The organism is Desmospora profundinema (assembly GCF_031454155.1).
Taxonomy (GTDB): Bacteria; Bacillota; Bacilli; order Thermoactinomycetales; family DSM-45169; genus Desmospora; species Desmospora profundinema.
Map to the genome: position 1 here is coordinate 91,886 of NZ_JAVDQG010000003.1, position 23,766 is coordinate 115,651.

The window sequence follows — 23,766 nt, forward strand, 5'->3', positions numbered from 1 at the left end:
GTTTACCCGGACCACCATTTTTTAATCCACTCCCACCACCAGGGTGTCTGTTTGTTGTCGGTGGGCTCGTGTCGGTGCAGGGAACAGGTTTGCCGCGGCTGTGTTCCCTCCATAAAATATGCAGTTACCGACCGAGGGCAGTCTGCTCCGGCCACCATTCCGCTTTGCGGATCGATTTTTACCCGTACGACTCCATGGGGGACAGGGAAGCGGTGCGGCTTGACGTTTGCCAAGGCATCCCGCATAAAGGTACCCCAGATCTGATGAGTTAAGCGTGAGGTCCCCCGCGGCAATTCCCGGTGCTGATCGTATCCCAGCCATACCGTAGTAGCCAGCTCCGGGGTAAACCCGGACAGCCACGAATCCCAATCGGTACTTCCTGTTTTGCCGGCGACGGGGCGATGGAGGATTTGCCCGACGCGGTTGGCTGTTCCCCCGGGTTGAAACACTCCCTCCAGCATATGGGTCATGACGAATGCTTCTCCCGGAGAGAGCACGGATTCGCCTTGTGGTTTGGATTGTGCCAGGATTCTTCCATCTGGAGCTTCAATCCGCAGAATCGCCGTCGGCGGGTGGTGCACCCCGCCAGCTGCCAATGTAGCATATACCTGTACCATCTCCAAGGGGCTGACATCACTGGTTCCCAGAGCCAGGGAAGGCACGGGGTTCAGCGGACTTTGGATACCCAGACGGCGGGCCATCCGGACCGCCTCCTCCTCTCCGATCGTCAAATGGGTGTGAACCGCGTATACATTATCCGATGTAGCGATGGCTTCCCCCATGGAGATCAGTCGATCCGCATAACGTCCGTGATAGTTGGTGGGACGGTATGTTTTTCCGTCATGGGTAAAGGCGGTCGGTTTGCTCTCAAAGCGGGTGGCGGGTGTGAGTCCCCGTTCCAAGGCAGCTAGGTAAACGACCGGTTTAAAGGTGGAACCCGGCTGTCGTTTGGCAAAAACGCGGTTGAATTGCGAGCGTTGGTAATTTCGTCCACCCACCATCGCCTTAATATGGCCGGTATGAGGGTCGATGCTGACCAAAGCGCCCTCCAAATCGGGTTGGGTGGCCAGGTTGCGTTCCATCGCTCGCTCCGCCCATTGTTGCACAGCCAGATCCAAGGTGGTATGGATACGCAGTCCGCCATTGCGCACCAGTGCTTCATCCAGTCCAAAGCGCGAGACGGCTTCATGCAGGACCGCATCCCGGAACCAGGGAGCACGGGCGGGACCGGGTTTGGGTGGAGTGGCGTATACCAGGTGTTCGTTTTTGGCCTGTTCCGCTGCACGAGCGGGAATCATCCCCTGTTGGGTCATGGCATCCAGGATAGCGGCTTGCCTCTGTTTGGCCCGTTTGGGATTGTCCAGGGGGGAATACCAGCGCGGCCCCCGGGGAATACCCGCTAACACGGCGCTTTCCGCCAACGTTAAGTGGCGGGCGGATTTACCAAAATAAGCGCGGGCGGCTCGTTCCGCTCCATATGCGCCGTGGCCGTAGTAGATTTTGTTCAGGTACATCTCCAGGATTTCATTTTTGTCAAAATGAAGTTCCAACTGGGAGGTGTAGACCGCCTCTTTCCATTTTCGCGACCATGTTCGGTCATGGGTCAGATACAGGTTGCGCGCCAGTTGTTGCGTGATCGTGCTGGCTCCCTGGGAAACCCGCCCATCTCGCAGGTTGACCCAGGCAGCACGCAGGATCCCCCGGGGAGAAAACCCGTGGTGTTCATAAAACTGGCGATCTTCCGCCGCCAGGGTGGCCTGGATCAATGGTTGGGGTAGCTCCTGTAAAGGGATATAATCCCGGTGCTCCCCCTGATCCCATTGATCGATGGCGCGGCCACGCACATCGAGGATTTTGGTGGTAATGCCGATATCCGGAGGAGGCAGGGGTTTGGATTTTAAATAGAGCACAGTCAGAAAAGAAAGTCCCATGGCCACCACCAGACAGAAGGAGGCCCAGCGCAGAAGGAAGCGCATCCGCCGCCACCAACGGCCAAAGGCGGGCGTCATGGGTGGAATGGGTTGGGTGGATGTATGACGGTCCATGCCGTCGGTCATTTCGATTCCCCCTGATTGATCACACCGGGATAAAAGCCGGTGCTCGTGCCTATCTACCAATATCGGAACTGGAGACGTAAATCAAGCCGACCGACCCCTCAGCGTGAAAAGTAAAAGTTTACCTAATGGCACATTCGTTTCATTCTTCATCGGTCTGGTAATCCTTACTAGTATGAGGAAGGGAGAAATTGATTATGCATGGGGGAGACGGTGCCGCGAACTTCACAATGGACCCCGTCCTTTCTGCTGACAAGGGGAATCCGGATTGATGATTGTCTTGAATCGGCGATTGGATTATTCTTAAGGAAGGCTTGTTGCAAAGGAGAAGAATGGAATCCATGGATATTGAGCTGTGGTATACGGAAAAGCAAACCCCCCACTTCGGAATCACTGCCAAAATCGAACAGACCCTTCATCATGAAAAAACCGAATTTCAACACGTGGATGTTATCGAAACGAAGGAATTCGGCCGGATGTTGGTTTTGGACGGGATGGTGATGACCACCGACCGGGATGAATTTGTTTACCATGAAATGCTGACACACGTAGGAATGGTGACTCACCCGGATCCGAAGCATGTGCTTGTCGTCGGCGGCGGGGATGGGGGGGTAATCCGCGAGGTGTTGAAACACCCCGGTGTAGAATCGGCTACCCTTTGCGAAATCGACGGACGGGTGATTGAAGTCTCCCGGGAATACTTTCCCAAAATCGCAGGCGCGTTGTCCGACCCCCGTGTTCGGATCCGTGTGGAAGACGGAATCCAACATATCGAAGCGCATCCGGACACCTATGATGTGATACTGGTAGACTCCACCGAACCGGTGGGGCCGGCGGTCGGCTTGTTTCAACGGCCTTTTTACGAAGGGATTCACCGAGCGCTTCGGGAAGGCGGCATCATGGTGGCTCAGACGGAATCCCCCTGGTTCAACCGGGATTTGATTGCACAAGTAAACCGGGACCTTCGCTCTCTGTTTCCGGTGACACGCCTGTATACAGCCAGTGTTCCCACCTATCCCAGCGGATTGTGGAGTTTTACCTTGGGATCCAAGGGCCGAGATCCGTTGACCCTGGATACAGGGGAGATTCCGGAGCTGGATACCCGCTATTACACCCCTGAACTGCACCATGCATTGTTTGCGTTGCCGGCGTTTGTCAAAGAATTAACCGAACGGGGGTGAGCGAGGTTGCGCTTTGACGAAGCTTATTCCGGTCGCGTCTTCATCGCATCCACTTCGGATTTGGAAGCGGCGGAGACGGTACTCTACGGGATGCCGATGGATTGGACCGTCAGTTTTCGTCCGGGTTCCCGCTTCGGTCCGAACCGGGTGCGGGAAGTGTCGCTCGTGTTGGAAGAATACAGCCCCTATCTGGACCGGGACTTATCCGACATTGATTACTATGATGCCGGCGACATCCCGCTTCCCTTTGGAAACCCGGAAAAGAGCATTCAGAAGATCGGGGAATTTGTCGGCCAAGTGCTGGAACGGAAAAAACGCCCCATCGGGATCGGCGGGGAGCACTTGGTTACGTGGCCGGCAGTGCAGGAGGTATATCGACACTATCCCCAACTGGCGGTGATTCATCTGGACGCCCATGCCGACTTGCGTCCCGATTATGAAGGGGAGATCTATTCTCATGCCACCCCTTTGCATAAAATCGTCCAGTTGCTGGGAGCGGATAACGTTTATCAGTTCGGCATTCGCTCCGGAACCCGGGAAGAGTTTCAAAGTGCGGAGCGTGAAGGCATTCACTTTCATCCGTTTGAGGTACTCCAACCTCTAATAGACGTGCTTCCCGGATTGGAAGGACGTCCCGTCTATGTGACTGTAGATATCGATGTGTTGGATCCCGCTTATGCACCGGGGACCGGTACACCGGAACCGGGAGGAATCACCTCGTCGGAATTACTAGCCTCGATCCACGCCATTGCCCGTTCCGGTGTACATGTGGTGGGAGCGGATCTAGTGGAAGTGGCCCCCGCTTACGATCCCACCGATCAAACGCCGGTGGTAGCAGCCAAGGTGTTGCGTGAAATGCTGCTGGGCTTTTCCCGATGAGAACAAAATGCGCCTTCCCTCCCCATGGAGGGAAGTTTGCGTTGGCAGAACAATGATGGAAAGGAGAAAGGCCGTGTGGGAGCGATACAGTTGGCGATCCAATCCCTCATTCACCCCAGTGACGGCGGGAAAGAGGAGACCATTGAACAAAAACTGGACGGCCGGCTGGAACGAAAAGGGGAGACCTGGATTCTCCGTTATCTAGAAAACGCCGGAAAGCAAGATCAGGTGAGAACCACGGTGAAAGCAGACCCGGCGGAAGTGGCGGTGATCCGTCAGGGGATGATCGCTTATCGACAGACTTACCGGCCGGGGGAAAGGACCTATAGTGTGATTGAGACCCCTGGGGGAACGTCGGAGATGGAAGTGGAGACAATCGATTACTTACGGGAAGACGGTCACATTCGGTTTTCATTTCGCTTGCATATGGAAAATGATCCGGTCGGCCACTATCAGCTGGATATTCGTTGGACGGAGGTGTCGGAGTAACATGAATGCATTGGAACGCATGCAGGAAGTTTTAAAGCTGGAATTGCGGGCAGCGGCAGTCCGAGCCGGACTGGCTGCGGAAGAGGAGATTCCTTCTGTACATCTGGAGGTGCCGCGGGAAAAAACACACGGAGACCTGGCCACCAACCTGGCTATGCAGCTGACCCGGATCGCCAGACAAAATCCCCGTCAGATTGCGACTGCGATTGTGGACAATCTCGACCGGAAAAAAGCCTTCATCAAAGAAGTCCAAGTGGCCGGCCCGGGATTTATCAACTTTTTTATCGACCGCTCGTTTCTTACCGCCGTATTGACAGAGATGGCTGCGCTCGGGGAGCGTTATGGAACGTCCGATGCCGGAGCAGGCGAAAAAGTACTGGTGGAGTTCGTCAGTGCCAACCCTACCGGCAGCCTTCACTTGGGACACGCCAGGGGGGCCGCCATCGGAGATGTCTTGTGTAACGTACTGAACGCCGCCGGTTACGATGTCACTCGTGAATACTATATCAATGATGCCGGCAACCAGATGAATCTGATGGCATTGTCGCTGGAAGCCCGTTACCGGGAGGCATTGGGTCTGGATGCCGCTTTTCCCGAGGACGGCTATCGCGGGCAGGATATCGCGGACTTGGGACGCAAATTGGCCGACGATGAGGGAGACCGCCTCGTCCACTTAAGCGATGATGAGCGCCTGACAACCATCCGGGAATACGGGTTGAAACATCTGCTGGAAAAAATCAAACAGGACCTGGAGGATTATCGTGTCCGGTTTGACAGCTGGTTCAGCGAAACCAGCCTGCATCAGTCCGGAGCGGTGAAAGAGGCGGTGGAAACGTTAACCCGGTTGGGTCACACCTATGAAAAAGAGGGGGCCGTCTGGTTGAAAGCCTCCGCTTTTGGTGACGATAAAGATCGGGTACTGGTCAAACAGGACGGTTCTTTCACTTATATCACCCCGGATATTGCTTACCACCGAGACAAGTATAACCGGGGCTTCGATCGGATCGTCAATATTTTCGGCGCCGATCATCACGGATATGTTCCCCGGATGAAAGCCGCCATGGCTGCACTCGGGTTTGACCCTGAGAAGATGACGTTTCTGATTACACAGATGGTGAAGCTGTATCAGGGCGGGGAACTGGTGAAAATGTCCAAGCGAACCGGCAAGGCGATCACCCTCGTCGACCTGATGGAAGAAGTGGGAGTAGATGCCACCCGCTACATCTTCGCCATGCGGAGTCCCGACAGCCACTTGGATTTTGATATGGATCTGGCTGTTTCTCATTCCAACGATAATCCGGTGTTTTATGTACAATACGCCCATGCCCGGATTAACAGCGTGTTTCAGCAAGCAGGGGATCAGGGGATCCCTGTCGCGCTGGATCCGGAATCCCTGTCCGCTTTGACGGAGGAACAAGAACACGACCTTCTGCAAAAACTGGCGGAGTTTCCCGGTGAAGTGGCGGTTGCGGCGGAACAGATGGCTCCGCATCGGGTGGTTCGTTATCTGCATGAGCTGGCGACCCAGTTGCACAGCTATTACAATGCCCATCGGGTGATCCAGGAGGACGAAACCCTGACCCGGGCACGTCTTTCCCTGTTGATCGGGGTTGCCCAGGCGTTGAAGAATGGCCTGTCGTTGATCGGTGTTCACGCCCCGGAGAAGATGTAATCACCCATTTTCATCTAAAGGAGGGTTACGCGTGGATCCATCGACCGCGCGGTGAACATGAAACTGTACATTCTCTCTTTGTTAACGGGTTTGGCGGTAGGTTTTTTGTTCGCCCTTCTGAGACTGCCGATCCCCGCTCCTCCCGCTCTTCCGGGGATACTGGGGATTGTGGGAATCTATTTGGGTTACAGGCTTTTTCTGTGGGTCAGTCAGTTCTGGGCCGGATGAAACTCCCCCTTTTTCCGCTAAGGAAAAAGGGGGAGTTTTTCAATGGAGGAGATAGGGACCTTGCGGGGAATTGTTGGAGGACTCCTTTTTGAAATATATTGAAATTTCAAATCGTTGCGGATATGATGGGGGTGATTCGGACAACCGTTGCGGCAAAAAGCCGGAAAGGGGTTGCAAAGATGCGCGGAAAACGATGGTGGTACGGGATGGCGGCTCTGTTGCTGGCGGTGTCGGCAGGGCCATGGGGATGGATGGAATCGCAGGCGCAGACGGTAGAGTCGGACCTGTCCATGGAGGAAGCGAAGCTTCCTTATCGCATCGATCAGGTGAAAACAAAGGAGGATCGAACAGCGATCGCCCGTACAGGCGTCTCGATTGACGAAGTGGGGGAGAACCACGTTTTGATCCATGCCTCCAAACAGGAGTTGGACCGACTGCGGAAGTTGGGCTTTCATCCTCGCCAGTATCTGCCTGCGATGGATTTTCCACCTAGGGACTCTGACTATCACAACTATCAGGAGATGGTGGACAAAATTCAGAGAACCGCCCGGGAGCATCCTGACATCGTGAAATTGTTCAGCATCGGCCAATCCCACGAAAGACGGGAACTGTGGGCGGCCAAAATTAGTGACAATGTACAGGTGGATGAAGACAAACCGGAAGTTCTCTTCGTTTCCTTGCATCACGCCCGGGAGCATCTGACGGTGGAGATGGCCTTGGATGTGCTGGATCTGTTTACGTCCGGTTATGGACAGGATGATCGGATCACCCGTCTGGTCAACTCCAGGGAGATTTATATCGTGTTTAATCTCAATCCCGATGGGGGTGAGTACGATATTCGGGACGGCCGCTACCGGTATTGGCGTAAAAACAGACAGCCCAATGGGAGAACCACCGCTGTCGGAACCGATTTAAACCGTAACTATGGTTACAAATGGGGTTGCTGCGGGGGCTCCAGCGGCAATCCATCCAGTGACACGTATCGGGGTGCCTCCCCTTTTTCCGCACCGGAAACGGCACGGCTGCGGGATTTCATCAACAGCAGGGTGATAAATGGTGAGCAGCAGATTCGTACTGCTATTACCTTCCACACTTACAGTGAGCTCATTTTGTGGCCTTACGGCTACACGTATACCGATGTTCCGCCGGATATGACCCGCGATGATCATGCGGTCTTTAAAACCATGGCGCGGCAAATGGCCCGGACCAATGGCTACAGACCCCAACAATCGAGCGACCTTTATATCACCGACGGGGATATGACCGACTGGGCTTATGGTGAACACGAGATCTTTGCCTTTACGTTTGAGATGTACCCCAGAACGGCCATTCCCGGCTTCTACCCTCCGGGTTCCGTAATCGGACGGGAGACCCGCCGCAATCGAGAAGCCGTCCTGTATCTAACGGAACAGGCGGATTGCCCCTATCGAACCATCGGCAAGGAAGGGACGTATTGTTCGTCGTGAAGTCCAAAGTAAATACCTTATTGCAAAGAAAGTGGGCGTTCTCTTCATTCCAGATTGGGGGATGTCGCTGGAAATAAAAGTAGTGGGATGTTCTAGTCTCGGGAGACGGACTTCTTCTGAGTGATGAACTCTTAGCTTAACGGGCCTGGTGGGTTACCGGGCTCGTAAATTTTTGTTTTTTGTACTTCTGTTACTTTAACCCAAAGTCAGATTGGAGCTATTCTATGAAGAGATCAATATAAATAAGTAAAATTGCTCATTTTATCTAATTGTTTTCTGTCACCAAACTAATAAATAAAATAATTTCTCGGAATATAATATTTTTTATATAGGTTAAATTTCGATAGGAAATCCATCTACCCTATGATAGCATAACAATATACTCGGTTTAGCCGTAGTAGACTTATTTCGAAATTCAACTGCTTGGCCAAACAAAAAAAGTGAAAGGATGAGGGAAGCTTGAACGGTAAATTGAATAAGATAGTATCCTTAACTCTTATTATTACATTATTTACCGCAATGGCAGTACCAAAAGGCACGTTTGCAGAGGCTACATCAGTAGAAATACCACCTAAAATTTTATTTGGTGAAGTGGACGAAAATAAACCTGACGAATTTGATTTCGACGACGAAGACTATATTGAAATGGATGAAAAGGATTTTTTTAGGGAGCTTGAAGAGGATGAGGATTTTGAAGCGTTAGACCAAATTGACGACTTAAGTGCGATGTCACCTGCTGAGAGAGAAGTCATTAAAAAAATTGATGACTATTTAGACTCGATACCTGTAACAAAAGAGGAGTTTAGTCTGCTTAGTGATGAAGAGCAGGATAAAATCATTGAAGAGTACCTATTTACTCCTGAGCTTTTTGATCTAGAAAGGGAGTTAGAAAGAGTATCTCTACAAGAAGGAGACGAACAAGTAGCAGCAGCATTACCTGCTGTTATAGTAGCTGTTGGTGCAGGGGTTATTGCCCGTGTTGCCATCCGGCTAATTATTAGACAAGGGGCTGCTGCTGCTTCGAAATACTTGAAGAAACGCCTTAAAAATGTGGGGAAAAATTACGAAGTAAAGTGGAATGTAACAAGCAAAACGGGTCATCAGGTGAATAGCTTAGTGGTTGTGTTTCAAAAGACAAAGAAAGGGAAGAAAAGAGTATTTGCCATTGATAAGGGTACGATCCCACTAAAAGGGCTAACGGGTAAAAGACCAAGAGTTTGGCATTATCATCATTATCCGGATGTTGCTCTACATCGGACACTTTGCTCACTGCTTCCTAAAGGAGCTAAAACAATACCAAACGGAAAGCCGGATAGGAGATCAGTCTGCTACTAAGCTATAATCCAATAACAATCAAATAACTCTGGAAACATAGTTTCATTTTTTTGATTTATAGAATACATGGGAGGTATACGTTTCAAAAGTCAACCTCCCCATGCATGATTGAAAGGTGAGGTGGATATTTATGGACAAGTTGGAATTGTCGAAGAGAAAATTGATTAATACTATGAAAATAGGACAAGATCAAAGTGAAATTAATTCTCTTTCGGATGAGTTTTCGTCGTTAGTGAAAGAGAGTATATTTTTATCTAATCAATCAAGCAATCGTGCTGATATCTATTTTTATTATAACCATACTGTTTCTGACTTATATATTGACCTTGATATTGAAATCAGCAAAGATCTGCCGATTATTACTCTGCAACTGGAAGGAAGTGATACCATTGGTGATACAGAAGAATGGGTCCGATTTTTTATATGCCTTCTCGAGGAATACAAACAAACACCTTTTAAGCTCATATGCCAAGCACAAGATGAAGAGTTGCTCTCCGAGTTAAATAACAAAGGGGTAGACTTTGATATCTATCATAAATACTTAGGAATACCGATGGCTTCTATTCAACATTCCGGGCCTCTGAGCTTAGAGGTGGCGATATCCTCCATACATCATTCAGGTACGGATCACTTCCCGAACCTGTTAGCACTTCACACAAAGGATCTGTTGCTGGTAGAAGAGTCGTGTAAGAGTAATATCTATCCTACTATTACCTATCAATCCGACTTTGAACATCCAGTCATCAACTTTGAAGATGGTGGGTTTGAGGCTCGTTTGATAGGTCGAAGCCTAACACTATCCACTATCATTGAAAAAATATCCACGATTAACTATTCTATCGGGGAACTAGGGTTATATGTTAAAACGGAAAATGGAACGGTTGGTCGCAGTTTATCTTTTGCAGGTTCATGAAAATTGCCGACAGGATAAAAATGTAAAATAGCCTTTGTAAACCGAAAGCCGAATGGGACTTGTCTCTAGTTAAGGAGAAATCCGTTGAATAAAGGCACTCTTTGACTTTAACACCCAAGCGACAAAGACACCCTAGGGGAGTAGGTTCTGCACATTTGGGAAGTCTAGTACCGTTTGTGCAGGGACTGTATCAGCATGACTGGTGCAGTACGGGTGGCTGTCAATCTGCCCTGATGCAAGGGTCAATTTAAGGTAGGAGCCTTTTGGCGTTTGCACTACTGGATGCCTGCAAGCTCACCATTTCAATGGTGAGTAGTTGACAAAAGGGTTTAAAGGGGGATGTCGCTTTTTACAGGATTACTCGTTTAGGCGGTACAATGTTAAAAGGGAAGCGGTGCAGAGGTACTCTGCACCGCTTTTATTTGATTCTTCCCTGTAGCGTGTTACGGTTTTGTCACCATCTCTAATTCCACAGGATAAAACGACTCCACCTTTTCCCCGTTGGCGGCTTTGACGGCAACCTCTACTCCCATTTTTCCGATATCAGCGGGTCTTTGGGCGATGGTGGCGGCCAGGGATCCTTCTTTGACGGCTTTTACTGCATCGTCGGTGGCGTCAAATCCGACGACGAGGATGTCTTGGTTGGCGGCTTGGATCGCCTGAACAGCACCGAGGGCCATCTCGTCATTGTGGGCGAAGATGGCGGTGATCTCTTTTTGACTCTGCAAAATGTTTTCCATTACGCTGAGTCCCTTCGCCCGATCAAAGTTGGCCGGCTGGGAAGCGACGACCTGAACGCCTTTTTCTCTGTCGATTGCCTCATGGAACCCTTTTCCTCGGTCATGGGCGGCAGAAGTTCCGGGGATTCCTTCCAACTCGACGATCGTTCCTTCGTTTTCGATCTGTTCCAAAATGTATTCGCCCGCCATTTTCCCGCCTTCCACATTATCGGAGGCGATATGGGAGAGTACGTTCCCCCCCTCCGCTTCCCGGTCTACGGTGATGACGGGGATCTCCGCCTGGTTGGCCGACTCGATGATCGAAGCGACCGCCTGGCTGTCAGTCGGGTTGATCAGCAAGATATCTACCTGCTTTTGGATGAGATCCTCTACGTCATTCGCCTGTTTGGCGGTGTCATCCTGAGCATCGGCGATGATCAGTTCCGCTCCCGCTTCCTGGGCCGCTTTTTCCGCCCCTTCCTTCAATGTGACGAAAAAGGGGTTGTTCAAGGTGGAGATGGACAAACCGATCTTCACCTTTTTCTCCTGCGGTTTTCCCCCTTCCAAATCGGACTTGGCGGAACATCCCACCAGTCCCGCCATTACAATCAGAACGGACAACAAGAAGGTTACGGTTTTTTTCATCATGGAATCTGCCTCCCGATCAGTTTTTTTGAAAACGGTCCAACAAGACTGCCACCAAGATCACGCTGCCTTTCACCACCTGTTGATAAAAGGAAGGAACATTAAGAAGATTGAGTCCGTTGTCCAGTACTCCGATAATCATCGAACCGATCAGGGTTCCGATGAGCCATCCCTTGCCCCCAGCCAGACTGGTTCCTCCTAGTACCACGGCGGCGATGGCGTCCAGTTCATAGCTTGCGCCGGCGGTGGGCTGGGCGGAGTTGAGGCGGGCCGTTAGGATAATTCCGCTGAAGCTGGCCAGTAGCCCGCTGATCGTGTACACGCCGATTTTGACCCGGTCGGTCCGGACTCCGGACAGCCTCGCCGCCTCCTCATTGCCGCCCACAGCATAGACATGACGTCCGAAAGAAGTGTGTTTTAATAGGAAGTACAGCGCGGCGAAGGCGAACCCCATCCAAATCACAGGGACTGGAATCTCCAGAAAGTATCCCTTCCCGAGCATACTAAACGCTTGGTTGTCGTAGGAAATGGGACGTCCCTCGGTATATACCAGAGTCAGTCCACGGAAAATGGTCATGGTCGCTAAAGTGGCGATAAAGGGAGCGACCCTACCCTTGCTGATGAGAACTCCGTTGGCCGCTCCCATCCATGCCCCTGCTGTCAGACTCACTAGAATCGCCAGCCAGGGATCCATTCCTCCAGCCAGCATGCCCGCAGTAAGTGCCCCGGATAGGGCCAAAATGGAACCCACGGAAAGGTCGATCCCTCCGGTTAAGATGACGAAGGTTATGCCAAAGGCAAGTAGAGCGTTGATGGAGATTTGTCGCAGGACATTGAAGACGTTCGAGGTGTTTAAAAAGTCCGGGCTGATGACGGACAGGACGAGTATCATTCCTCCCAGGCCGGCCAGGGGGCCCACTTTCTTCAGCCAATGGATTCGAATATCTCTTGGATTAATGGGAGTTTGCAACTTTTCTCCCTCCTCCTGTCGCTGCTGTCATCACATTTTCCCGAGTGGCCTCCTCCTTGGAAAAAAAATCGGCGGGACGTCCTTCGTGAAGAACGAGAACCCGGTCGCTCATACTAAGCAATTCCGGCAGATCCGAGGAGATGAGCAGGATCGCCATCCCTTCTCCGGTAAGTCGGTTCATCAACTGATAGATCTCTTTCTTGGCACTGATGTCGACGCCCCGCGTCGGCTCATCCAGAATACATACCTTGGGGCGGCGGGCGAGCCACTTTCCGATCACCACCTTCTGCTGATTCCCACCGCTTAGGAAGCCCACCTGTTGTTTGGTTCCATTGGTCCGGATCGAAAGCCGCCGCACGAGGTTTCGTGCCAGGGCTTCCTCCCGATGCCGGTGGATGACACCGGTGAAGGAAAGGGAAGTGAGGTGGGGAAGAGAGAGGTTTTCCTTTACCGTCATGGATAACAGGAGCCCGTTTCCTTTCCGATTCTCTGTGACATAGGTGAGACCGGCTTGAATGGCATCCCTGGGCTGCCGGATTCGAACCGGTTCGTGATCAATCCAAATCCGACCGGAATCTTTCCGTCTCACTCCGAACAGAAGGTCAGCCGTTTCTGTCCGACCGGCTCCCATCAAGCCGAACAACCCGAGAATCTCACCCGCACGGATGGAAAAATGGATTCCTTCCACCATGCCTCGGCGGGATAAGTTTTCCACCCGGATTCGCTCCTCTCCAAATAGGCGCGGCCTCTTCTGTGGAAAGCATTCCTTTATTTTTCGTCCGACCATCATCCGAACCAGTTCGTCCATATCCGTTTCAACGGTCTTCCGGGTGCTGACGATCTCTCCATCTCGAAGGACGGTGATCCGGTCTGAAATCCGGAAAATCTCTTCCATACGGTGGGAGATATAGACGATGCCTGTCCCTTGGCTTTTCAGGGAACGGATGGTCTCGAACAATGTCTTGGTTTCTCGGTGGGTTAAAGCAGCGGTGGGCTCGTCCAGTACAAGGATTTCCGCCTTCATGGAAAGGACCTTTGCGATCTCCACGAGCTGTTGCTGGCCTACGGAGAGTTCCTCTACTCTACGGGCTGGGTTTATGTTCACTCCGATCCGCTCTAGTAATGAGGAAGCCTCCTCTCTCATCCTCCTCCAACGAATGACCGGCCACCCGTCGATGATATGTTCCCGGCCGAGGAACAGGTTTTCCGCTACAGTCAACTGGGGAACGAGATTCAGTTCCTGGTGGATGATCCCGATCCCCAGGGACGCAGCCACCCGTGGGGAAACGATCGCTCTTTCTTTTCCCCTTACGCGGATCCGTCCGCCGTCTTTGGGGTAGATGCCGCCGAGCACCTTCATCAGAGTGGATTTCCCGGCCCCGTTTTGCCCTACCAGCGCGTGTACTTCACCGGAGAGAAGGGAAAAGTCGACCCCTTTCAGCACCTTCACCCCCGCAAAACTCTTTTGCACCCCCTTCATCTCCAGATAAGGCTCCATGTTGTCTTTCCCCTTTCCTCTCTTTTATTTTTCGTTTAAGGATGATGTCGTGACGAGGACTCTTGTGACAGAAAGTAGCTTTCCACTTCCTCTCGAGACGGCATTCCGGCTTGGGCTCCCAGGCGGGTTACAGCCAAGGAGGCCGTTTTAACGGCGAAGTCCACCGCTTCGATCCAATCCTTCTCCTCTGCTAGGCTACAGGCCAATCCCGCATTGAATGCGTCTCCCGCACCGGTGGTATCCACCACTTTCACCTTTTGGGCCGGGATCCGTACGACCCCTTTACCGGGAACCCGGAGAGCAGCCCCCTCCTGACCCAGGGTGGTCACCACCCGGACGGCACCTAGCGCGGCTAGGTGGGACATCGCCACTTCCAGACCTTCCTCTACTGCGGATATGCTAGAGAGCCGTTCCAGTTCAGAGAAGTTGGGAGTGATTACGTCGACATCCCTCAGCAGTTCTTCGGGAAGATCCTGGGCGGGGGCGGGATTCAGGATGACTCGCTTGCCCAGCTTCTTGGCTAGGTGGGCCGCTGCAGCCACTGTTTCCAGAGGAATCTCCAGTTGAAGGAGAACGACATCCGCCTCTTCGATCCGATCCCGATTGGCTTCCAGATATTCCGGTGTGAGGTGTGCATTGGCTCCGGGAACGACAATGATGCAGTTGTCCCTTTCTGCAAGCAGGATGGAAGCGACGCCCGTCGCCCCCGTGACGGCTTTGACGGAAGCGGCTTCCACTCCGTTCTCCCTCAAGGACGTCAATAGTGAATCTCCAAAAGGGTCATTTCCCACCAGCCCGATCATCGACGTCTTCGCGCCGAGCCGGGCAGCGGCGACAGCCTGATTGGCCCCCTTTCCTCCGGGAATAAAATGGACGTTTTTTCCGAGCAGTGTCTCTCCCATCCGGGGCTGCCGGGGGGCTTCTACCACCACATCCATGTTGAGGCTTCCGACAACGCAAATATGAGCCCGTCTCCTGTTCATTCTTTTCTCCACCTTGTTGACCCCCTCTCGATCAATCGGACATCCAGTTCCCTGACGGAATCTTCTCCTCGTTCTCCTTGCATCTGTTTAATCAACTCCAGCACCGCTGCCTCTCCCATCTCATAGATCGGCTGTGCGATTGTGGTCAGTTCCGGTTCCGTCATCTCCGTTACCGATACGCCGTCAAAACCACACAAAGCCATCTCTTTCGGCACGTTTACTCCCATACGAACCAGGGCTTTAAGAGCACCGACGGCCATGAGGTCGTTGCCGGCGAAAATGCCGTCCACATCTGGAAAGTGCTCCCGCAAGGCCCTGGCCGCGCCTTTTCCGCCCTGGATGGTGAAATGGCCTGGAACGATCAGGCCGGGATGAAACCAATCAGCTTCTCCGACCACATCGAGATATCCTTGCTGTCGTTCCCGGGCGGTGATAAACTCCTGCGGCCCGGCGATATGGGCCACCTTCCGGCAGCCGCCTTTGATCAGATGGTGAACGGCCATCCTGGCCCCCGCAGCATTTTTGGAGCGGACGACGCTACATCTTCCTTTTTTCGGGGCCCGGTCTATCAACACGAAGGGAATCCCTTTCTCTCGCATCATGTCGATTGCCCCGCCTTCCAATATATTGGAGGCGAAGAGGATCCCATCAATAGTTTTCATTTCCAGAACTTCGATGTAGGTTTTCTCTTTTGCGCCTTGATCGTCGGAATTGCAGAAGATGACAGTAAGCCGATGGGCCCTCGCCGTATCCTCCACCGCCCGTGCCAGTTCGGCGAAGAAGGGGTTGACGATATCCGGCAAGATGACCGCGATCGTCGCCGTTATCTCCGCTCCCAGCCCCTCGGATAGGGTGCTGGGTTCATAGTTCAAATCCCGGAGTGCTCGAAGTACCCGATTCTCTGTCTCCTTGTTAACGTCATTGATCTGATTGATGACACGGGAAACGGTTGCCACCGACACCCCCGCCATCTTTGCAACATCTCGAATGGTGGTCATATGCACCCTCTCCAGGTTTTTGATTTCAATCTATCTGCTATATCATTGGTTGTACGACGTCACATGCTTGTTTTTGCAAATGATTGATCAGCCATATCGCAATCAAACCGAAATCCGTTCTTCAATAGTAGGCGTTTAGATCCATTCAACTCCAGTTTTGGTCTCTAGGTCCAATAACGAATATTCTTCCTGCGGATTCGTATTACCTGCCGGATTCCGACAAAAAAAACAAAAAATCGTGTCTAACCTTTTTATGTGGGTATTTTTTCAGATATTTTCATCAATTGGATTTACTTTAGTCTGACCATCTGTTACAATATAGGCAAAAGTGAATCAATTCCGAAGGCAAAGGCGCCTACAATGATCGCGGTCATTGGGGGTGCCTTTTTGCAAAAAAAGGAGCTTTCTCACATTGCGGCTGGAAGAGATCTGCAAGAAATACACCGTCCTGTCGGACTCGGACATCGAACGGATCACACGCTTGGCCGATTCTCTACCCATGATTGCCGATCTGGCTCAGGCCAATATCTTTATTGACTGTCCCGTCAAAGAAGGGCGGCATGCCGTTGTGGTGGCCGAGGCCTCACCTCGAACCGCCCGATCCCTGTATGAGCGGCCGGTGGCGGGTCAATACGCCTATGAGTCCTACGAACCGGCGGTTAGCCTGACTCACCGGACAGGGGAACCCATTGTGGGCAACCGGGCCATTACGCAGGAGGGAAAACCGGTCAAGCAGAGTGTCGTTCCCATCAAAAACGGAGAGGGGAGTACGATTGGGTCGCTGATCATGGAGCAGGATATCAGCGATCAGCTGATGAACGAAGCCCGGATGAGAGCACTTTCCAACACAGCGGAGCATCTGAGCCGAACTCTAATGGATAGGGGGGAGCAGGCCGTTTTCCCCGACATTGTGCAGGAAGCGCTCTACCTTGTCGATCAAGAGGCGCGGGTGATCTATACCAATGCTCAGGGAACCAGCCTGGCTGCCGAATGGGGAGGGTCGGGGGAAGTGGTCGGAACGCCGGTGACCGAATTTCTCCCGTTTCTCGATCCACTCCCTTATCGAAACAGGGATGTCTGGTACCAGGAGGTGAATGCGGACCGGAAGACCTATGCTGTGAAAGGGATCGGTATTCAAAGAGAGTATCGGCGGGAAGGCACTCTCTTTTCGATCCGGGATCTGACGGAATTGAGGGAAAAGGAACGGGAACTGATGGTTAAATCCACGGTGATCATGGAGATCCATCACCGGGTGAAGAACAACCTGCAGATGATCGCCAGTCTCCTCCGCCTGCAAATGAGGCGGGGTATCCCCGAAGAAGCCCGGGTCGTTTTGCAGGAGAGCCTGAATCGGATTATCAGTATCGCCTTCGTTCACGAGATTTTCTCTAATAAGGGCGTGGAGGCGATCCCGGTGATGGAGATGATCCAACGGGTCGGGAACATGCTGGCGGCCCACAGTCGGCCGGACACAAAAATCAACGTCTCATACGAAGGCGAGCCCGGAGTTCTCTCTTCCGATCAAGCTGTTTCTCTGGCGCTGGTTGCCAACGAACTGATCCAAAACAGTGTGGAACACGCCTTTTCACTTCGCGAAGAGGGGGAGATAACGATCCGTTTCTCTCGGGATGAGGCATGGATGGAGGTTCAAATCATCGATGATGGGACGGGGTTTGACGGAAAACCGGAGGATTCCTCCCTCGGTCTTAAGATCGTTGAAAATTTAACCAGGCACGACCTGGGCGGTTCGTTTTCCATCCATTCCAGCCTAGAGGGAACGAAGGCCGTCGTCCGATTTCCGACAGAGGAGGGGTAGGGTTGTCCGTATCCAGTATATTGCTGGCGGAAGATGAATCGATTTTGCGCATGGATTTGAGGGAGATGCTGTTGGAAGCCTGTTATGAGATCGCAGGAGAGGCGGGCAACGGAGATCAAGCCGTCGAACTGGCCCATATAAAGCGCCCGGATCTCGTCATCATGGATATCAAAATGCCGGGAATGAACGGATTGAAAGCGGGGAGGATCATCTCCCGGTCCCTGGGGATCCCGATCTTGTATTTGACTGCTTACAGTCAGCGGGATTTGATCGAAGAAGCGAAACAGGCTTTTGTCACCGGGTATCTAGTCAAACCGGTACGGGAGTGCGAGTTGATCCCTGCTGTGGAAGTCTCTCTCAACCAGGCAGAGCGGTTTTCTATCCTTCGCCGGGACCTGTCACAGTTGGAGAAGAAACTGTCGAGCCGCAAGTGGGTGGAACGGGCTAAAGGAATCCTGATGAAAAAATACGCCTGGTCCGAAGAAGAAGCCTATCAAGCCTTGCGCAGAGACAGTATGAAACAGCGGGTCTCCCTGGAAGAGCTGTCTAAACGAATCTGGCAGGAAGAAACCCAAAATCCGGCCTGAAAAAAGAATAAAAAAGGCAACGGCGCCCCAGTGGATGTGTTTTCGGGGTGCTTTTTTTCTTGGAAAGGAGTGAGGAAGACATGAACCGACCGATGTCGAGGCGGATCATCGGTATCACCGGTTATCACGTGCGGGGAGAAGAGGGGGTCGGCGGCACCTTTCGCTGGCTGATGGAACAAATCGAGGAGATCGGAGGGAGTGCGCGTGAATGGGAACACGTGGATGGATGAGGCGCTCTGTTGGATCAATGGGGAAAGACGAACCCTTTTCGAGAGTATGGAAGTAATCGATCCTTCCAATGGAGAGAGGATCGGGAACGTTCCCCTGGGAGGGGCTGAGTTGGCCGAGGAGGCGGTGACTGCGGCCTGGGAAGCCTTTCCCGCCTGGTCTTCCCTGCTGCCCCGGGAACGTGCCTGCTATTTAACGCGATGGGCCGAGAAAATCCTCCAACATAAAGAGGAGCTGGCGCCTCTCCTGACCAGGGAGCAGGGAAAACCCCTCGCGGAATCCACGGGGGAACTGGAAGTGGCCGCTTCTTTTGTTCAGTGGTATGCGGAGGAAGCCAAAAGAGTCAGCGGTGAGGTGTTGCCGCCTTATAAACCGAACCAGCGAATCACGGTGATCCGACAGCCCGTGGGGGTGGCCGCTCTGATCACCCCCTGGAACTATCCGGCGGCGATGGTGACACGCAAGGCGGCTCCGGCACTTGCCGCCGGATGCACGGTGGTCTTAAAACCCGCAAAGCAAACCCCTCTGATCGCCATCGCCTTGTTCCGGCTCCTAATGGAAACGGGCCTGCCGGCGGGGGCGGCCAATCTGGTGACGGGGGCGGCTTCCGCAATCGGGGAGGCCTGGCTGGGGGATCCGCGGGTGAGGAAGGTTTCCTTTACGGGTTCCACGGAAGTGGGGAAAAAATTGATGCGGCAAGCGGCGGATCAAGTGAAGCGGGTTTCCCTGGAGCTGGGGGGAAACGCCCCTGCCATCGTTTTCGGGGATGCGGATCTGGAGCGGGCGGCGGCCGCCATCGCGGATAATAAATTTGAAAATTGCGGACAGATGTGTAACGGGATCAACCGGATTTATGCAGAGGAGACGGTGGCCGAAGAACTGGCGGAACGGATGGTTGCCAAGGTGAAACAGATGAGAGTCGGCCCGGGGATCCGGCCCGGTATCCACATCGGTCCCTTAATCCATGATTCCGCTCGGCGGAATGTGCACCGGCTCGTTTCTGACGCGGTGGAAAAAGGGGCCCGTCTGCGGACGGGAGGACACCCGTTAACCGAGGGGGAATGGGCGGGCGGTTCTTATTACGCACCGACGGTGTTGACCGGCGTGGACGAGTCGATGGATCTCACCCGGGAGGAAGTGTTCGGTCCGGTGGCACCGATTCTCTCCTTCCGGACCGAGGAGGAAGTGGTGGATCAGGCCAACCAAACCCCCTACGGCTTGGCCGCCTATCTGTTCACCCGTGACGTTGCACGGACTCACCGGGTTAGCGAAAAGTTGGAGTTCGGGATGGTGGGTGTCAACGGAACGTCCCTCAGTGTTCCCCAGGCTCCTTTCGGGGGGATCAAAGAGAGCGGGGTGGGACGGGAGGGAGGCCGTTACGGACTGGAGGAGTTCCTGGAACTAAAAACCATCACCGCCATGGTGGATTAAACCAAAAGGAGAGTGATCAGATGGACCGTACGGTCGAGGCTATCGGTAATAAGGGGCTTCTTTCCAAAGAGGAACTGGTAGAGCGGATCGGCGACGGACGCGTGGACACCGTCATTATCGCCATCTGCGATATGCAGGGGCGATTAATGGGCAAACGGGTGACGGGAGATTTTTTTCTGGAAAGTGTGATGGCTCACGGCACCCATTTTTGCAATTACCTGCTCGGAACGGATATGGAGATGGGCACACCGGCGGGCTATCGCCATATGAACTGGAACGGCGGTTACGGAGACTGGCTGGCCCGACCGGCTTGGGAGACCCTGAGGCTGATTCCCTGGCTGGATAAGACGGCGTTGGTTTTGGCGGATGCGGTGGATGAAAAAACGGGAGAATCGATTGAGGTGGCTCCCCGCAGTGTGCTGAAGAAGCAGATTGAGCGGGCCGAACAAGCGGGTTACCGCCTCTTGATGGCTAGCGAGCTGGAATTTTACCTGATGAAGGAGACGTATGAAGCGATTCACGACAATGGGTACGAGACGATGCAGGCGGCTGGTCACTATAACGAGGATTACAACCTGTTGCAGGCTACCCGCAATGAACCGGTTTATCACAAGCTGCGGACGTGGATGTCCCAGGCAGGTATTCCCATCGAGTCTTCCAAGGGGGAAGCCTGGATTGGGCAGCATGAGGTCAACATCCGGTATGCCGACGCTCTCACTTCCGCCGACCGGCACGTGTTATTCAAACACGGAGCCAAGGAGATCGGGATGGGAGAAGGGGTTTCCCTCACGTTTATGGCCAAACCGGATCACCGCTGGACCGGTTCCAGCGGCCACATCCACATCAGCCTGTGGGATCGGGAGGAGAAAGAAAACCGATTTTACCAAGAAGGTGTCGAGCCGGGAAATCTATCACCGATCATGGGCCATTTCCTGGCTGGTGTGATGAAATACACCCGGGATTTCTCCCTTTGCTTCGCTCCTAATATCAACTCCTACAAACGGTTTGCCCCTGAGAGCTGGGCTCCCGTCCATATTGTGTGGAGCCGGGACAATCGATCAGCGGGGTTTCGGATCGTGGGCGAGAAACAGAGCTTACGTTTTGAGAACCGGATCACGGGGGCGGACATCAACCCCTATCTGGCCTATGCCGCCATGATAGGGGCGGGGCTTTCCGGAATCGAAGAGAAACTGGACCTGTCGGTTGAGGGAAAGGGGAATGCTTATCATGCGGTGGATGCTCCCCGGATCCCGGGATCCCTGTATGAAGCGATCCGTTGCTGGGAGGAAAGTGAAGTGGTGAAAAAGGTGTTTGGAGAAGGCGTTCACTACCATTACGGCCATGCGGCCAAACTGGAACAGCAAGCTTATGATGCGGTTGTGACCAATTGGGAGCGGGCTCGGTATTTTGAACAGGGATGATCGATAGAGAGGGAGGGGAAACGATGCGGTTGAAAGAGAAAGTCTGCCTCATTACCGGGGCGGGCGGGGGAATGGGAAAGACGGCGGCTCGCATGTTTGCGGAGGAAGGAGCCAACGTCGCTGTGCTGGAGATCGATGAAACGGCAGGAAGGCAGACAGCGGCGGAAATTCAGGCAGCCGGGGGGGCGGCGGAGTATTTTCACTGTGACGTTGCAAGCGAGGAGAGTGTCAAACAGGCGGTAGAACGGGCCGTTCAGTCACTCGGACCCGTGGAGGTGCTTTATAACAACGCCGGTATCATGCCGCCGGATGACCGATCGGTGATTGACACGGAGGAGGCGGTCTGGGACCGGGTCTACGGAATCAATGTCAAAGGGATCTATCTGATGTGTAAACACACCATCCCTCGGATGATGGATCAGGGGAAGGGATCGATTATCAACATCGCTTCCTTTGTCGCCTTCATGGGATGCAGCGTACCCCAGGATGCTTACACCGCTTCCAAGGGGGCCGTCGTATCCCTGACCAAATCGCTGGCCATCCAGTTTCGACCCCAGGGGATTCGAAGCAATGCCATCTGTCCCGGTCCCATCGAGACCCCGCTGATGACCGATTGGCTGCTTCAGGATGAACAGGCGCGCCAGATCCGGCTCAGCCGACAGCCCAGCGGCCGCTTTGGACGGGCGGAAGACATCGTTCATTGCGCGGTTTATCTGGCCTCCGATGAAGCGGAATGGACCAACGGCTCCATCATCCACATTGATGGAGGCATTACCAGCAACTATTTTTAAACGGTAAAACAGGAGGGCCGTTCTGATCATTACGATTTTTTACATCAATTTCATTTTTAGGAAATGCGAGCGGGAGTCCCCCTCATTATCCTCTCCGTCTTCGGAGCCGTACTCATGTATTGCCTCAGCATGATCTCCCTCTTCATTCTGCGCAAAAAAGAGCCCCATCTGGAGCGGCCCTTTCGCGTCTATTACCCGGTCATGCGAGGTATCGCCCTCGCTTTGGGACTGTTGTCCCTGTACAGTGTGGTCAAATACAGCCTGCCGTTCCTGGGCTTCCATATCCCGCTTATCATCGTCATCCTGGGAACCTTTTGTTTGGCCATTTTCTACTGCCCGCATGTTCGATGTTCAAGCGGGATGTCGGCTCTATCACTTATCGGACCGGGTCGGGTAACCCGTACCGGCGGGGATGTTCCATATGTAGATCCAGGCCCACTTCTCACCATTTTGTGGGCGCTGGGACGACAGGGTCAGACACTCCTTAGAAGAAGCTTCCGAAGAAGGTTACAAATTCTCCCCTGCGGAGATTGATGGTACCCCGGTTGAAAGCGAAGAATGAGTTAAAAACAACCACTCTTCTTCCCAAACAGGTCACGGTGATGAAATCACCGGGTCTTAACCGGATCCTGGCTACTTGTAAGCCGAAGAAAACACAGGCTAGATTGAATGCAGTCCCAGGGCGAACGTTGATCGTTCCGGGCGTCTGCCCGATGATACCGCTACTAATTTGACGGGTTTTGACAGCCACTGTTTTTCAACCTCCTTTACTTTTTATCTATCTATGCAAAAAAGGTTGATCAGGATATAATCTTCTGTCCATGCGAGGAATATTGGACGCAAACAAAAAAGAACCCATTTTTTCGATTCAATTGAATCTCTGAGAGGTTCCAAGTTTATTATCATCCACCATGGAGGATCAATTTCTAGGTTTCTTTATGATCGATTCGGAATCCGTTTTTTTTCTGCTGTCTTCAAGCACAGAAGCAGGAATAGCTTGATAGCGAATGCAATGCCGATAGATAAAAGAATCAAATCATCGTTTTCATTCCGGGTTCTCCGCTTTTAACTCCGCCTCCATCGCTTTTCTTTCCGGACTCCCCTCCGGAGCCCATCGGATATGGCCCGGCACCAGCAGATCGGGATTCGTTCCAAAATGGCGGATCAATCCTGCTCGGATCGCTTCAGGAAACAGGTGGGCATGATGGGCGAGGAATCCGGCCCCATACCGCTTGTAGCTGGGGTGGCGTTCGTCCCAGTTCCGGTCGTACCAAAACTCCACACTCTGGTTCCAATACGCCTCCAAGATCCCCATCGCCGCTTCCATTTGTTCCCGTGCCGGCAGGGAAGGATCTTTCACCCGCGGCCACAGCTCGTTTTTTATTTCCTCCCGTTCTTCCTCGGTCCATGCCATGTTCCATCCCTCCGGAAAGCGTGGTTGCATCTAGACTATAACGAATCC

General features: G+C 52.9%; 22 protein-coding genes. 15 read left to right on the plus strand and 7 right to left on the minus strand.

All coding sequences use genetic code 11. The annotated features are described in order from the left end of the window. Positions 1-2: 2 nt before the first annotated feature. Positions 3-2,057: a transglycosylase domain-containing protein gene (locus tag JOE21_RS06825; protein ID WP_309864086.1), complete on the minus strand. Its 2,055-nt coding sequence runs from the start codon at positions 2,055-2,057 to the stop codon at positions 3-5. Positions 2,058-2,401: 344 nt separating this feature from the next. On the opposite strand from JOE21_RS06825, the gene speE reads away from it, so the two are divergent. From speE to JOE21_RS06865, 8 genes are all read left to right on the plus strand, one after another. Next, positions 2,402-3,235 carry a polyamine aminopropyltransferase gene (gene speE, locus JOE21_RS06830; protein WP_309864951.1) on the plus strand — a complete coding sequence of 278 codons (834 nt, stop codon included), beginning with the start codon at positions 2,402-2,404 and terminating at the stop codon, positions 3,233-3,235. Between the two features lie 6 nt (positions 3,236-3,241). After that, positions 3,242-4,114: an agmatinase gene (speB, locus tag JOE21_RS06835; protein WP_309864088.1), complete on the plus strand. Its 873-nt coding sequence runs from the start codon at positions 3,242-3,244 to the stop codon at positions 4,112-4,114. Between the two features lie 75 nt (positions 4,115-4,189). Further along, entirely contained in the window at positions 4,190-4,603 is a 414-nt protein-coding gene (locus JOE21_RS06840) for a YwiB family protein (RefSeq protein WP_309864092.1), read from the plus strand. Position 4,604: 1 nt separating this feature from the next. Beyond that, positions 4,605-6,275: an arginine--tRNA ligase gene (argS, locus tag JOE21_RS06845; protein WP_309864094.1), complete on the plus strand. Its 1,671-nt coding sequence runs from the start codon at positions 4,605-4,607 to the stop codon at positions 6,273-6,275. A 57-nt stretch (positions 6,276-6,332) separates the two neighbouring features. Next, positions 6,333-6,503: a DUF1427 family protein gene (locus JOE21_RS06850; RefSeq protein ID WP_309864096.1), complete on the plus strand. Its 171-nt coding sequence runs from the start codon at positions 6,333-6,335 to the stop codon at positions 6,501-6,503. 179 nt (positions 6,504-6,682) lie between these two features. Beyond that, on the plus strand, positions 6,683-7,969 hold the full coding sequence (locus JOE21_RS06855) for a M14 family metallopeptidase (protein WP_309864099.1): 1,287 nt from the start codon (positions 6,683-6,685) through the stop codon (positions 7,967-7,969). A gap of 459 nt (positions 7,970-8,428) precedes the next feature. After that, positions 8,429-9,304, plus strand: coding sequence for a hypothetical protein (locus tag JOE21_RS06860; RefSeq protein ID WP_309864102.1), 876 nt, complete (start codon positions 8,429-8,431; stop codon positions 9,302-9,304). 130 nt (positions 9,305-9,434) lie between these two features. After that, on the plus strand, positions 9,435-10,217 hold the full coding sequence (locus JOE21_RS06865; RefSeq protein WP_309864106.1) for a hypothetical protein: 783 nt from the start codon (positions 9,435-9,437) through the stop codon (positions 10,215-10,217). Between the two features lie 443 nt (positions 10,218-10,660). Here the strand turns inward: JOE21_RS06865 and rbsB are convergent, their stop codons facing one another. The 5 genes from rbsB to JOE21_RS06890 all read right to left on the minus strand — a co-directional run bounded on the left by rbsB (position 10,661) and on the right by JOE21_RS06890 (position 16,030). Next, the gene (rbsB, locus tag JOE21_RS06870; RefSeq protein ID WP_309864953.1) at positions 10,661-11,581 is read right to left on the minus strand and encodes a ribose ABC transporter substrate-binding protein RbsB; all 921 of its coding nucleotides are present in this window, start codon (positions 11,579-11,581) and stop codon (positions 10,661-10,663) included. Between the two features lie 19 nt (positions 11,582-11,600). Beyond that, positions 11,601-12,473 carry an ABC transporter permease subunit gene (locus JOE21_RS06875; protein ID WP_309864954.1) on the minus strand — a complete coding sequence of 291 codons (873 nt, stop codon included), beginning with the start codon at positions 12,471-12,473 and terminating at the stop codon, positions 11,601-11,603. A gap of 61 nt (positions 12,474-12,534) precedes the next feature. Further along, on the minus strand, positions 12,535-14,049 hold the full coding sequence (locus JOE21_RS06880; RefSeq protein WP_309864108.1) for a sugar ABC transporter ATP-binding protein: 1,515 nt from the start codon (positions 14,047-14,049) through the stop codon (positions 12,535-12,537). A gap of 35 nt (positions 14,050-14,084) precedes the next feature. Next, positions 14,085-15,032, minus strand: coding sequence for a ribokinase (gene rbsK, locus JOE21_RS06885; RefSeq protein ID WP_309864111.1), 948 nt, complete (start codon positions 15,030-15,032; stop codon positions 14,085-14,087). Then, positions 15,029-16,030, minus strand: a complete 1,002-nt coding sequence (locus JOE21_RS06890; RefSeq protein ID WP_309864113.1) for a LacI family DNA-binding transcriptional regulator — start codon at positions 16,028-16,030, stop codon at positions 15,029-15,031. Before JOE21_RS06890 ends, rbsK begins: the two co-directional genes overlap by 4 nt. 412 nt (positions 16,031-16,442) lie before the next feature. Here JOE21_RS06890 and JOE21_RS06895 point away from each other — a divergent pair, with 412 nt between their 5' ends. From JOE21_RS06895 to JOE21_RS06925, 7 genes are all read left to right on the plus strand, one after another. Continuing rightward, positions 16,443-17,846, plus strand: coding sequence for a sensor histidine kinase (locus JOE21_RS06895; RefSeq protein ID WP_309864116.1), 1,404 nt, complete (start codon positions 16,443-16,445; stop codon positions 17,844-17,846). 2 nt (positions 17,847-17,848) lie between these two features. Continuing rightward, positions 17,849-18,433, plus strand: coding sequence for an ANTAR domain-containing response regulator (locus JOE21_RS06900; RefSeq protein ID WP_309864118.1), 585 nt, complete (start codon positions 17,849-17,851; stop codon positions 18,431-18,433). An 80-nt stretch (positions 18,434-18,513) separates the two neighbouring features. Next, positions 18,514-18,663 carry a hypothetical protein gene (locus tag JOE21_RS06905; protein ID WP_309864119.1) on the plus strand — a complete coding sequence of 50 codons (150 nt, stop codon included), beginning with the start codon at positions 18,514-18,516 and terminating at the stop codon, positions 18,661-18,663. Further along, on the plus strand, positions 18,656-20,092 hold the full coding sequence (locus tag JOE21_RS06910; RefSeq protein WP_309864957.1) for an NAD-dependent succinate-semialdehyde dehydrogenase: 1,437 nt from the start codon (positions 18,656-18,658) through the stop codon (positions 20,090-20,092). Before JOE21_RS06905 ends, JOE21_RS06910 begins: the two co-directional genes overlap by 8 nt. Positions 20,093-20,112: 20 nt before the next feature. Then, positions 20,113-21,513: a glutamine synthetase family protein gene (locus JOE21_RS06915; protein ID WP_309864122.1), complete on the plus strand. Its 1,401-nt coding sequence runs from the start codon at positions 20,113-20,115 to the stop codon at positions 21,511-21,513. Between the two features lie 23 nt (positions 21,514-21,536). After that, positions 21,537-22,304 carry an SDR family NAD(P)-dependent oxidoreductase gene (locus JOE21_RS06920; RefSeq protein WP_309864125.1) on the plus strand — a complete coding sequence of 256 codons (768 nt, stop codon included), beginning with the start codon at positions 21,537-21,539 and terminating at the stop codon, positions 22,302-22,304. A gap of 114 nt (positions 22,305-22,418) precedes the next feature. Then, a complete protein-coding gene (locus JOE21_RS06925; RefSeq protein ID WP_309864128.1) occupies positions 22,419-22,838 on the plus strand; it encodes a hypothetical protein in 420 nt (139 codons plus the stop codon). Positions 22,839-23,349: 511 nt separating this feature from the next. Here JOE21_RS06925 and JOE21_RS06930 read toward each other — a convergent pair. Then, on the minus strand, positions 23,350-23,718 hold the full coding sequence (locus JOE21_RS06930) for a hypothetical protein (RefSeq protein WP_309864131.1): 369 nt from the start codon (positions 23,716-23,718) through the stop codon (positions 23,350-23,352). Positions 23,719-23,766 lie beyond the last annotated feature (48 nt).